At 72.8% G+C, this 11,631-nt stretch carries 12 protein-coding genes; 7 read left to right on the forward strand and 5 right to left on the reverse strand.

Features of this window, described 5'->3' with window-relative positions; all coding sequences use genetic code 11:
• Nucleotides 1–8 precede the first annotated feature (8 nt).
• From IE311_RS26695 to IE311_RS26705, 3 genes are all read right to left on the reverse strand, one after another.
• Nucleotides 9–821 (reverse strand): ABC transporter ATP-binding protein, encoded by an 813-nt coding sequence (locus tag IE311_RS26695; protein ID WP_189834374.1) that lies wholly within the window; start codon nucleotides 819–821, stop codon nucleotides 9–11.
• Nucleotides 818–1,870, reverse strand: coding sequence for a FecCD family ABC transporter permease (locus IE311_RS26700; RefSeq protein WP_373313982.1), 1,053 nt, complete (start codon nucleotides 1,868–1,870; stop codon nucleotides 818–820). Before IE311_RS26700 ends, IE311_RS26695 begins: the two co-directional genes overlap by 4 nt.
• A gap of 232 nt (nucleotides 1,871–2,102) precedes the next feature.
• Nucleotides 2,103–3,164, reverse strand: coding sequence for an ABC transporter substrate-binding protein (locus IE311_RS26705; protein WP_189834375.1), 1,062 nt, complete (start codon nucleotides 3,162–3,164; stop codon nucleotides 2,103–2,105).
• Between the two features lie 153 nt (nucleotides 3,165–3,317).
• Here IE311_RS26705 and IE311_RS26710 point away from each other — a divergent pair, with 153 nt between their 5' ends.
• From IE311_RS26710 to IE311_RS26720, 3 genes are all read left to right on the forward strand, one after another.
• On the forward strand, nucleotides 3,318–4,580 hold the full coding sequence (locus IE311_RS26710; RefSeq protein ID WP_229902182.1) for an MFS transporter: 1,263 nt from the start codon (nucleotides 3,318–3,320) through the stop codon (nucleotides 4,578–4,580).
• 209 nt (nucleotides 4,581–4,789) lie between these two features.
• On the forward strand, nucleotides 4,790–5,197 hold the full coding sequence (locus tag IE311_RS26715; protein ID WP_373313983.1) for a GNAT family N-acetyltransferase: 408 nt from the start codon (nucleotides 4,790–4,792) through the stop codon (nucleotides 5,195–5,197).
• 117 nt (nucleotides 5,198–5,314) lie between these two features.
• A complete protein-coding gene (locus IE311_RS26720; RefSeq protein ID WP_229902183.1) occupies nucleotides 5,315–5,713 on the forward strand; it encodes a VOC family protein in 399 nt (132 codons plus the stop codon).
• A gap of 132 nt (nucleotides 5,714–5,845) precedes the next feature.
• Here IE311_RS26720 and IE311_RS26725 read toward each other — a convergent pair whose 3' ends face one another.
• Together IE311_RS26725 and IE311_RS26730 are read right to left on the reverse strand one after the other, a co-directional pair.
• Nucleotides 5,846–7,093 carry an ATP-binding protein gene (locus IE311_RS26725; protein ID WP_229902184.1) on the reverse strand — a complete coding sequence of 416 codons (1,248 nt, stop codon included), beginning with the start codon at nucleotides 7,091–7,093 and terminating at the stop codon, nucleotides 5,846–5,848.
• Nucleotides 7,094–7,200: 107 nt separating this feature from the next.
• Nucleotides 7,201–7,860, reverse strand: a complete 660-nt coding sequence (locus IE311_RS26730) for a response regulator transcription factor (RefSeq protein ID WP_189834380.1) — start codon at nucleotides 7,858–7,860, stop codon at nucleotides 7,201–7,203.
• An 89-nt stretch (nucleotides 7,861–7,949) separates the two neighbouring features.
• Here IE311_RS26730 and IE311_RS26735 point away from each other — a divergent pair, with 89 nt between their 5' ends.
• The 4 genes from IE311_RS26735 to IE311_RS26750 are packed head-to-tail and all read left to right on the forward strand — an operon-like array spanning nucleotide 7,950 to nucleotide 11,480.
• Nucleotides 7,950–8,465, forward strand: coding sequence for a hypothetical protein (locus IE311_RS26735; RefSeq protein WP_189834381.1), 516 nt, complete (start codon nucleotides 7,950–7,952; stop codon nucleotides 8,463–8,465).
• The gene (locus tag IE311_RS26740; protein WP_229902185.1) at nucleotides 8,462–9,565 is read left to right on the forward strand and encodes a peptidoglycan-binding protein; all 1,104 of its coding nucleotides are present in this window, start codon (nucleotides 8,462–8,464) and stop codon (nucleotides 9,563–9,565) included. Before IE311_RS26735 ends, IE311_RS26740 begins: the two co-directional genes overlap by 4 nt.
• A complete protein-coding gene (locus tag IE311_RS26745) occupies nucleotides 9,562–10,281 on the forward strand; it encodes an ABC transporter ATP-binding protein (RefSeq protein ID WP_189834382.1) in 720 nt (239 codons plus the stop codon). The genes IE311_RS26740 and IE311_RS26745 overlap by 4 nt, the downstream gene beginning before the upstream one ends.
• On the forward strand, nucleotides 10,281–11,480 hold the full coding sequence (locus IE311_RS26750; RefSeq protein WP_189834383.1) for an ABC transporter permease: 1,200 nt from the start codon (nucleotides 10,281–10,283) through the stop codon (nucleotides 11,478–11,480). The genes IE311_RS26745 and IE311_RS26750 overlap by 1 nt, the downstream gene beginning before the upstream one ends.
• Nucleotides 11,481–11,631 lie beyond the last annotated feature (151 nt).

Below are 11,631 nucleotides of genomic sequence, written 5' to 3' on the forward strand. Positions count from 1 at the left end.
GCCGGGTTTCACGAAGCGGTGGGCTGAGGTGTCGGGGACTCGGCGCGAAGGCGCGAGCCGAGGGGACCGCGGTAGGTGACGGCCGGTTGTCCCAGCGCGTCGGTGGTGAGTTCGGCGTCCACCTCGAAGACCTCGGCGAGCCGCTCGGCGGTCAGGACGGCGGCGGGGGGTCCGGAGGCGACGAGGCGTCCGTGGTGCAGGAGCAGCAGCCGGTCGCAGTACCGGGCCGCGAGCGAGAGGTCGTGCAGGGCGACCAGCACGGTCCGGTCGGCGCCGCTCAGCAGTTCCATCAGTTCCAGTTGGTGTTTGACGTCGAGGTGGTTGGTGGGTTCGTCGAGCAGCAGGGCGTACGGCTGCTGGGCGAGCGCACGGGCGATGTGGGCGCGCTGGCGCTCGCCACCCGACAGCGCCTTCCAGGCCCGGTCGGCGAGCGGGGTGAGGCCGACGGCGTCGAGGGCCGCGGCGATCACCGCCCGGTCGGTGGCGTCCGGTCCGCGCCAGCGGTCCCGGAACGGGGTGCGTCCCAGACCCACGACGTCGGTGACCCGCAGATCGCTGTCGGTGCCCGAGTCCTGTGCGACGAAGGCGATGTGACGGGCGATCCGGCGCGCGCTCCAGTCCCGCACGGACTCGCCGTCGTACCGGACGGAGCCGGTGTCGGGAGCGCGGAGGCCGGCCAGGCAGCGGAGCAGGGACGACTTCCCGGAGCCGTTGGGGCCGAGCAGCCCGACCGTCTCGCCGGGAGCGATCGCCGCGCTCACCTCGCGTACGACCGTTGTGCCGGCCACCGACCAGCTCAGGTTCTCCGCGGTGATCCTCACAGCTCACCCCTCTTGCGCAGGACGAGAAGGAACAGCGGTACGCCGAGCAGAGCGGTGATCACGCCGACGGGAACCTCCCGGGGCGCGAAGGCGATCCGCGCGAGGGCGTCCGTCCACACGAGGAACACCGCGCCCGCGAGCGCCGCGTACGGCAGCAGCACCCGGTGCAGGGGGCCGACGAGGAACCGCACCCCGTGGGGAACGATCAGCCCGACGAAGCCGATGGCACCCACGGTGGCCACCGCGACCGCCGTCAGTGCGGCCGTCACCACGAGCAGCAGCATCCTCGTGTGCCGTACGCCGATGCCGAGGGAGGTGGCGGTGTCGCTGCCGAACGCGAGCCCGTCGAGGGCGTTCGAGCACAGCCACGCCGCCGCCAGTCCCAGCGGGGTGACGATCGCGCAGACCACGACGGTGTCCCAGCGGGCCGGTGCCATCGAGCCGAGCAGCCAGTGGGTGACGGCCCGTGTGGTGTCCGCGTCCGCCGAGGCCATGAGGACCAGCGAGGTCAGCGCGGTGAGGAGCTGACCCACGACCACTCCGGTGAGCACGATCCGGACGGAGTCGAGACCGGTGCGCCGGAGCAGGAGGAGGAGCAGGCCGAAGGCGAGCAGCGCGCCGGCGAGCGCGCCGCCGGTGACGCCGAGCGTGCTCGCGCCGATCCCGAGGACGACGACCGTGACGGCGCCGGTCGAGGCGCCGGAGGAGACGCCCAGGAGGTAGGGGTCGGCGAGCGCGTTGCGGGTGACCGCCTGGAGCACCGCTCCGCACACGGCGAGCGAGGCGCCGACGAGTGCGGCCATCAGTACGCGCGGCAGACGGAGGTCCCAGATGAGCGAGTCGAGCAGTGGGGGGAGCGGCTCCACGTCCAGGCCGATCCGGGTGCCGAGGGCGCGGGCGAGGTCGGTCCAGCCGAGGTCGGCGGTGCCGATGCGTACGGCCGCGGCGAGGGAGGTCGTGAGGACGACGGTGGCGAGGAGGAGCAGGAGGAGGGGGCGGGCCGACCGCCCCGCCCCTGCGCGCCGCCCCGCCACGGCGGGCCGGGCGATGGCGACGGGCCGAGGGGCGAGGACGGGCCGGGTGGCGAGGACGGCCCCCTCCTCCCCCGCCGAACCCGCCGCGGCGGGCCGGGCGGTGGTGACGCGCCCCTCCTCCCCCACCGGCTCGCGGTCATGGCCGTGTTCCCTGTCATGTACGTCTCCCCGTCCATCACCTCGTCCGTCGCCGTGTCCACGGGCCGAGGGGCGCAAGAGGTCGGCCGCATTGCTGCCGGTCGGCGGGTCAGCGGACATGACCGAGGTCCTTCATGCCCTGGGCGATGAGCCCGAGGGCGTGTACGGAGCGCACCGAGGGGTCCAGTTCGATGCCCGGCACCTCGAGGATCTTGTCGTCGCGGACGGCGGCCAGCCGGGAGATCACCGGGTGGCCGGTCATCGTGGCCCGCTTCTCGGCGGCGCTGTCGCCGGGCCGACCGCGTTCGGAGAGGTCGCCGATGACGATGAAGTCGGGGTTCCGGCGGGCGACTTCCTCCCAGGAGACCTCCGGCCAGTCCTCGGCGACGTCGTCGAAGACGTTCTTCGCTCCGACGATCCGGCTCATCTCGCTGGGGAGACTCGTGCCGCCCGCCACGTACGGCATGCCGTTGAAGACCGAGTAGAGGTAGACGACGGTCGGCCGGTCGGCGCCCCCGGGCACCTTGGCGGCGTTCCTTCCCGCGCCGGCGACCGCGGCACGCTGGTCGGCCGCGAGCTCGGCGGCCCTCTTCTCGGCGCCGAAGAGCTTCCCCAGGTTCTCGTAGTCGGAGAAGAGCAGCTCGAAGGGGGTCGTGCCGGGCGGGTTGTGTTCGGGGCAGTCCACGGCGCTGACGAAGGTGGGGACCTTGAGGGCGTCCAGCTCCTCGCGGGTGCCGGCCCGGTCCTGGGTGTAGAGGTCGGTGGAACCGGCGACGACGAAATCCGGCGTGGCGGCACGCAGTTGCTCGCCGGTGGCGATCTTCGGGGCGATGACCGGAACGGTGGCGTAGGCGGCTTCGTACACGGCGGGGATCTTCGTCTTGAGGTTGGCCGTGCCGGCCATCCGGTCCTGCAGTCCGAGTTCGAGGAGTGTCTCGGTCGACGTCTGGTCCAGGGCGACGGTCCGCTTCGGGGGCCCGGAGAGGGAGAGTTCGCGGCCGCAGCTGGTGACGGAGACGGGCTTCGCCGCGCCGGTCCCGGCGGTGGTGCGGGTACCGGACGGGGCGGTGGATCCGCCGGCGCCGTCGGAAGCTCCGCCGGCCGCGGCGGAACAGCCCGCCGTGGCGAGGGCGAGGGTCAGGGCGATACCGAGTCGGACGGGGTGGCGCATGGGTTCTCCGGTCTGGGAGTGACGGGCGTGGGTGTTGTCGTGCACCGGGCAGGAGTGCCGCGTTCGAAGGGTACTGTAATGGCAATCATTTTCATTAACGACCCCGGGGGCGGTTCCACGACCCGCCTCCCACCTCCGAGGAGCGACCCCAACGTGTCCACCACACCCACGTCGGCGACACCCGAGTCCCCCGCCCCACCCACGCGTTCGGTCCTCCGTGACCCCGCGTTCCTGCGGCTGTGGGCGGGCACCACCGCCTCGGGCCTCGCGACCTGGGCGCTGCCCTTCGTCCTCGGGCTCGCCGTACTCCACCGCGATCTCGGCGCCGCCGGCCTCGGCCTGGTCCTCGCCGCCCGCACCGCCGGCTTCCTCGCCGCCGTCGCCGTCGGAGGCGTGCTGGCCGACCGGCACTCCCGCCGTGCCGTCGTCCTCTGGTCGGCCCTCGCGGCCGGAGCCGCCGCACCTCTGCTCGCCGCCGGCCTCGGCCGCTCGGTGGTGCTGATGACGGCCGCCGCCGCCCTCGCCGGCGCCGGGCAGGGCGCCTGCCGCCCGGCCTTCCAGGCGCTCACCGCCGAAACCGTCGACCCGGATCGGCGCCAGCAGGCCAACGCCGCCATGACCATGGCGGTACGCGGTTCCACTCTCGGCGGCCCCGCCCTGACCGCACTGCTCGCGGCCTTCCTCGACGTCCGGACCCTGCTGCTCGGCATCGGCCTGCTGTGGCTGATCGCGGCGCTGGTCCCGGGCGGCGGCAGCGCGGCAGCGGACAAGGAGCTCCCCGCCCCGGGCGCCGGCGGATTCCGCGCCGAGTTCATGGAAGGCATACGCGAGGCCCGCCTGCACCCCTGGTTCCTCGCCGGCCTCGCCGCCCTCGTCGCCGTCATCGCGCTCGGCTACTCCGCCACCAGCGTCGCGCTGCCCCTGATCAGCCGGGACCGCTACGGCACCGAGTGGGTGCTGGCCGCGGCGATGACCGCGTACACCGTCGGCGCGCTCGGCGGGGCCCTGGTCATCGCCCGCCGGCGGCCGCGCTCCCAGGGGTGGGCCGCGTTCGCCGGGCTCGCCGCGTACGGCTTCGCACCGCTGAGCCTGATGCTGCCGGTGCACCCGGGCGTGGTCGTCGCCGCGTACGCCGTCGCCGGGATCGGCATCGAGCTCTTCAACGTGCCCTGGTTCACGGCCACTCAGCGCGAGGTGGCGCCGGACAAGCTGGCCCGGGTCTCCTCGCTGGACTTCCTGGTGTCCTACGGCCTCGCGCCCGTCGGCCTCGCCCTGATCGCCCCCGCCATCGACCTCTTCGGCGTCACCGCGGTCCTCGCCGGGTGCGCGGCCGCCTGCTTCCTCGTACCGGCCGCGGCGGCCCTCGTCCCCAGCGCCCGTCACTTCGCCCGGACGGATCCGGCGACGAAGGACTGAGGCCGGGGTCGGTGTCCTGGCCGGACCGGCCGGGTGCGCTCCACACGCCGACGGGTCGCTCCCGCTTCCGTGGGAAGCGGCCCGTCGGCGTGCGGTCCTGAGACAGCGTTCAAATCGTTTGCACGGGGCTCCGTCATCTGCGATCGTCACGCCCCGTGAACAGTGATGATCTTGTCCTTCGGCGTGCGGACGACTCCGACGCCACCGAGATGGCCGATGTGTGGCTGCGTTCCTTCGCGTCCGCGCTTCCGACCGTGCGTCGGGCGCATGACGACGACGCGGTACGGGACTGGTTCTCCTACGTGGTCGTGAAGCAGTACGAGAACTGGGTGGCGGTCGCCGAGAACCGCGTGGTGGGGCTGTTGGTGCTCGACGACGGCGATCTGGAGCAGCTGTACCTCGACCCGTCCTGGCGGGGCAGGGGGCTGGGCGACCGGTTCGTGGAGCTGGCCAAGCGGCAGCGGCCGAGCGGGCTGGGGCTGTGGACGTTCCAGGTCAACGAAGGCGCGCAGCGCTTCTACGAGCGCCACGGCTTCGTCGCGGTCGAGCGGACCGACGGCCTGCGCAACGAGGAGCGCGAGCCGGACGTCCGCTACGTCTGGCAGCCGCAGGAGTAGCGCGGGCAAGCCCAGGGGAAGCCCGGCGATCAGGTCGGCGGTCAGGATGGCGGCCGAATCCGATCGGCCCCTCATCTAGGTCGGAAACCGACCTAGATGAGGGGCAGACTGCTCTGCATGACGAAGACCTTCCGCGGCCTCGCGACCATCCGCTACCACGCCGCCGACCTCGACGCCGCCCGCGCCTGGTACTCCGAAGTCCTCGGCATCGAGCCGTACTTCGAACGCCCCGAGTACATCGAGTTCCGGCTCGGCGACCACCGCCAGGAGCTCGGTATCTCCCGCACCCCCTCCGCCCCGGCCGGGGTCGTCGCGTACTGGCACGTGGACGACGTCGACAGCGAGATGGACCGTCTCCTGAGCCTCGGCGCGAAGGAACACGAACCGCTGCGCGACTACGGGGACTTCCGTGCCGGAGCGGTGCTCGACCCCTTCGGCAACATCCTCGGCATCATGCGCAACCCCCACTACCTGGAGGTGCTGGAGGAGGAGCGGCGGACCGGCTCCGCCGGCTGACGAGCTCCACGGCCGCGGACGGGGGACGACGGCTCCGGACGCCTGATGCGAGGCGCCCGGCGTCCGGCGGCCGGCGCCCGGGAACCGTCGGGCGCCCGGCGTCCGGGACCGTGGGGCGTGGGGCGTCCGATCTCACTCCCCCGCGCCGAACCTCACCCTCACCGTCAGACCCCCGCCCTGCTCGTTCGGATACGCCTCCGTCGTGGCGTCGTGGGCCCGGGCGATCGATTCGACGATCGAGAGGCCCAGGCCGACTCCCTCGCCGGGGCCGTGCGTGCGTGCCGTCAGGCGGCGGAAGGGTTCGAAGAGGAGGGGGACCGTGTCCTCCGGGACCTGGGGGCCGGTGTTCGTCACCTCGATGCCGCCCGGCCCGGTGCGGAGCTCCACACGGCCGTCCGGGACGTTGTGGCGCACCCCGTTCACGAGCAGGTTGTGCACCAGCCGGTCCAGCAGCACCGCGTCCCCGTCGACGGTCAGCGGCGCGGCCCGCACCACCACCGTCACCCCGTGCTCCGCCGCCTCCGCCGCCAGCCCGTCCGCCGCCTGTCGGGCCACTTCGTGGACCGCCACCGGCCGCCGTTCCCGCAGGCCCTGGTCGGAGGCGGCGAGCAGCAGGAGCCCCTCGATGATCCGCTCGCTGTCGTCCGCGACCTCGATCAGCTTCGCCCGGATCCTGGCGACCCGCTCCGGCGACGGCTCCCCCGCGAGCCCGATCTCGGCGGCCGCCCGTTGGACGGCCACCGGCGTCCGCAGCTCGTGTGCCGCGTTCGCCGCGAACCGCTGCTGGGCCGAGACCAGCCCTTCCATCCTTCCCAGCATCCCGTCGAACGTGTCGGCGAGCCGTTTCAGCTCGCCCGGCGGCCCGTCGAGTGCGATCCGCTCGTGCAGGTTCTCGCCGGACAGCCGTCGTGCCGTCTCCGTGATCACGCCCACCGGCCTCAGCACCCGCCCCGCCATCCACCACGCGAGCGCCACCGACAGCACCGCGTACACGACCAGCACGGCGAGCGAGACCGTCAGGAGCCGCTCCAGAGCGGCGGACTCCGCCGCGTCACTCACCGTCCGCGTGATCGCGAGGACCTCGCTGGGCAGCGTCGCCGCCGCGCTCGAGTCGGGGCGGGCGGACGCCGGACTGGCCGGTGCGAAGGTGGGGAGATGCGTCGGGGAGGTGGTCGGCAGCTCCTCCAGCCTGCGGGCGGGTACGGTTCCGGTGACGGCGAGGCTGATCGACGAGTAGAGACCTTCCTTCACCAGGAGGTACACGACGCCCGTCAGCAACGCTCCCGCGAGGAGCAGGAGACCGCCGTACAGGGCGGTCAGGCGGGCCCGCTCCCCCGAGACGACCCCCGTCCGTACCGATCCCGTCGCGGGGCTCGTCACCGGTTCCGCCGGGTCCGTGGCTCCCCGCTTCCGCATCCGACCCCGGCCCCGGCCCCGGCCCCGGCCACGCTCCCCGAACGGCTTCTCGGCTCTCCGCCCGGCTCCCCTCATGACGCGATCCGGTAGCCCGAGCCCGGGACCGTCTCCACCACCGGCGGTTCGCCCAGCTTGGCCCGCAGCTTGCTGAGGGTGACCCGTACCGCGTTCGTGCGGTAGCTGGTGTTCTCCTCCCAGACCTGCTCGATCAGGTCCTCGCCGCTGACCACCGCCCCCTCCGCCCGCAGCAGCGCCTCCAGGACCGCGAACTCCTTCCGCGACAGTTGCAGATGGCGTCCGTCGCGGCTGGCCTGGCGGCGGGCGGTGTCCAGGACGATGCCGGCCCGTTCCAGTACGGGGGGCAGCGCCGGCCGGGCACGCCGGCCGAGGGCCAGCACCCGGGCGAGCAGCTCGTCGTACGCGAAGGGCTTGGCCAGGTAGTCGTCGGCGCCGAGGCCGAGTCCCTCGACCCGGTCCCGTACCGTGCCCGCCGCCGTCAGCATCAGCACCCGGGTCATCAGCCGCTGCTCGACCACACGGCGGCAGACGTCGTCGCCGTGCATCCCGGGCAGATCACGGTCCAGGACGAGGACGTCGTACTCGCCCAGCTGCATCTTCCGGAGCGCTTCGAGGCCGTCGGCCGCGATGTCCACGGCGAGCGCGTCACGGCGCAGCCCCTCGGCGATCATCTCGGCGAGAAACGCCTCGTCCTCCACCACCAGTACGCGCATGACCCCTGTGTATCCGAAAGGGACCTTTCGCCGGTGTAAACGAAACCGCTGAGAGAAACGAAACATCCCTTCGCGGCACGCTCCACGCCATGACGATTCGACGGATCACCCGGGCGGCCGCCGCCACCTCCCTCGCCGCCGCCCTCACTCTTCTCGCCACCGCCTGCTCGGGCTCGGGCTCCGACACCGCCTCCTCCGGGAGCGGAAGCAAGGACGGGAGCGTGAACGAGGAGGGCAAGAAGGCCGACCAGGCCTTCGAGCACCGCAAGTGCCTCCGTGAGCAGGGCCTCGACGTTCCCGAGCCCAAGCCGGGCGAGCAGGGCGTCGGGCTCACCATCGGTGGCGACGGCATGTCGAAGGAGAAGATGGAGAAGGCGTTCAAGGCCTGTCGGGACAAGGCGGGCGGCGCCGGTTTCGGCAAGGAGCCGACACAGGCCGACAAGGACAAGGCCCTCGCATACGCGAAGTGCATGCGGGAGAACGGCTTCAACATGCCCGACCCGAAGTTCGACGGCAGCGCGCAGGCCGCCATGCCGATACCGCAGGGAGCGGAGAAGCAGAAGTTCGACAAGGCCGCCAAGGCGTGCGAGAGCGTGGCCCGATGAGCGGCCACGAGCGCCCGATGGCCCGGCGGCGGCTGGTGCTGACCCTCGCCGCGATCGTCGCCGTCGCGGGCGGCGGCGCCGCCGTCACCGCCGTCACCGCGGTGTCGGCGCCCGACACGTCGCAGGACGGCTCCGGAAGTTCCGCCGGCTCCAAGGGGCTGCCGCCCGCGACCGCCCCCGTCACCCGGGGCGAGCTCAGCGACAGCTCGCAGCAGGACGGCACCCTGGGACACCTCGGCGAAAGGAAGATCAACGCCGGCCCGGCCGGAGTCCTCACCTGGGTCGCGTCGCCCGGCTCGGTCGTCGAGCGGAACGAGCGGCTGTACGAGGTCGAGGGCCGTCCGGTCCGGCTGATGTACGGCGCCGAACCCATGTACCGGACGCTGAAGACCGGCGACGAGGGCAAGGACGTCCGCCAGCTGGAGGAGAACCTCGCCGCCCTCGGGTACATCGGCTTCGACGTCGACGAGGAGTACACGGCGAAGACGGCCGCCGCCGTCAAGCGCTGGCAGAAGTCCCACGACCTGAAGCAGACGGGCACCGTCGGACCGGACCAGATCGCCTTCGCGGGCAGTGCGGTACGGGTCAAGGAGACGGGCGCCACGCCCGGCGACCGGATCGCCCCGGGTGGTCCGGTGCTCACCGTGACCGGGTCCGAGCGGGTCGTACGCTTCAAGGTTCCCGTGTCGGAGGCCCGGTCGGCGAAGACCGGGACCCGGGTGAAGGTCCGGCTGCCGGACGGCACGGAGCTTCCGGGCAGGGTGTCGGCCGTCGGGAAGACCGCCTCGGCGGGCGACGACCCGCAGGACAGGACCCCGAAGATCGCCGTCACCGTCTCCTTCGACGACCCGCGGAAGGTCACGGGCATCGACCAGTCCCCGGTCACCGTCGACCTCACGGGCGAGACGCGCAGGGACATCCTGACCGTCCCCGTCAACGCGCTGCTCGCCCTCCCCGGCGGCGGCTTCGGCGTCGAGGTCGTCGAGAACGGGACCGCCCGCGAGCTGAAGGTCGAGCTCGGCATGTTCGGGCAGGGCCGGGTCGAGGTCAGCGGTGCCGGGCTCCGCGAGGGCATGAAGGTCGGGGTGCCGTCCGCATGACCACGGTCGTACGACTCCGCGGAGTCACCAAGGAGTACGCGGGCGGCGTCCGGGCTCTCGACGGCGTCGACCTCACCGTCGGCGAGGGCGAGTTGCTCGGCATCGTCGGGCCGTCCGGCTCCGGCAAGTCGACGCTGCTGCACATCGTCGGGACCCTCGACCGGCCCAGCTCCGGGACGGTCGAGATCGCCGGCCACGACATCGCCTCGCTGACGGACCGCAGGCTGTCGGCGCTGCGTGCCCGCCGTATCGGCTTCGTCTTCCAGGCCTTCCATCTCGTGCCGGGCGTGGGCGCCCTCGAGAACGTCGCCGAGGGGCTGCTGTACTCCGGACTGCCCCGGTCGCGGCGCCGGAGGATGGCGGCGGAGGCGCTGGCCCGGGTGGGCCTCGCCGACCGGCTGAGGCATCGGCCGCACGAGCTGTCGGGCGGTCAGAAACAGCGTGTCGCCATCGCGCGCGCGGTGGTCGGCGAACCGGCCCTGCTGCTCGCCGACGAGCCGACGGGCGCGCTGGACTCGGCGTCCGGGGAGGCGGTCATGACGCTCCTGCACGAGCTCCACGCGGAGGGCGCGACGATCGCGGTCATCACCCATGACACGGAGATCGCGGGACGGCTGCCGAGGCAGGTACGGATCCGGGACGGGCGGGTGGTGGAGGACACGGGACGGAGGGCCGTCGAGCCCCTGGACTCCGGTGCCGGGGAGGTCGCGGCCTGATGCCCCGTACGAAACTCACCGCCGCCCGGCTCGGCCCGCGTGACGTCCTCCATGTCGGCTCCGCCGGGCTGCGGAGCCGCCCCGTACGCGTGGTGCTGTCCGCGCTGGGCATCGCCATCGGAATCGCCACGATGATCGCCGTGGTGGGTATCTCGGCCTCCAGCCAGGCCCAGTTGCTCCGGCAGCTCGACGCGCTCGGTACGAACATGCTGGTCGCCAAGCCGGGTGAGGGGATGTTCACCGGCCAGGAGGTCGAACTGCCCAAGGACGCCGTGGGCATGGTCGGCCGGATCGCGGGGGTCGAGAAGGCCGCGGGGACCGGCGACCTGAGGAGCTCGGTGCGCCGCTCCGAGAAGATTCCCGCGGCCGAGACCGGCGGGATCGCGGTGAAGGCGGCCACCGAGGGACTTCTCGACGTGCTGCGGGGCGGTCTGGCGTCGGGCACCTGGCTGAACGCCGCCAACGGCCGCTATCCGTCCGTGGTACTCGGCCATGTCTCGGCCGAGCGGCTCGGCATCACACGGCCCGGCCAGCAGGTCTGGATCGACGACCGGTACTTCACGGTCATCGGCGTCCTCGACCCGCTGCCGCTCGCGCCCGAGATCGAACGCTCGGCACTGGTCGGCTGGGAGGGCGCGGGGCGGCTGCTCGGCTTCGACGGGCATCCGACGACGGTGTACGAACGGTCCACGGACGCGTCCGTGGACGAAGTGCAGAAGCTCCTCGCTCCGACGATCGACCCGCGGAACCCGCAGAACGTCTCGGTCGGCGACCCGTCCTCGGCGCTGAAGGCGAAGGCGGCGACGGAGGGCGCGTTCTCCACGCTGCTTCTCGGACTGGGCGGGATCGCGCTCCTGGTCGGCGGGGTCGGCGTCGCCAACACCATGATCATCTCGGTTCTCGAACGACGCCACGAGATCGGTCTGCGCCGGTCCCTGGGCGCGACACGGGGCCAGATCAGGATCCAGTTCGTGACGGAATCCCTGATGCTGTCCGGCCTGGGAGGCCTCGCGGGCGTGGCGCTCGGCGGAGCGGCGACGGGCGTGTACACGTCCACGGGCGGGCTCCCGTGGGTGGTGCCGCTCTGGGCGGTGGGCGGAGGCTTCGCCGCGACGCTCGCGATCGGGACGGTGGCGGGGCTGTACCCGGCGGTCCGCGCGTCACGGCTGTCTCCGACGCTGGCGCTGGCGGCCGCGTAGGGGTGGCGGCGCGTTCGTAGCCCGTGGGCCGCAGTCCGCAGAAGGCCGGCTCCCCGACGGCTCGGCACCGCCGAGCCGTCGGGGAGTTCGGCGTCGCGGGTCGAACTCCCTGCCCGCGGAACGGCAGGCTCCTGAGGGGCCTGTGGCACGA

The organism is Streptomyces zaomyceticus (genome assembly GCF_014656215.1).
Classification (GTDB): domain Bacteria; phylum Actinomycetota; class Actinomycetes; order Streptomycetales; family Streptomycetaceae; genus Streptomyces; species Streptomyces zaomyceticus.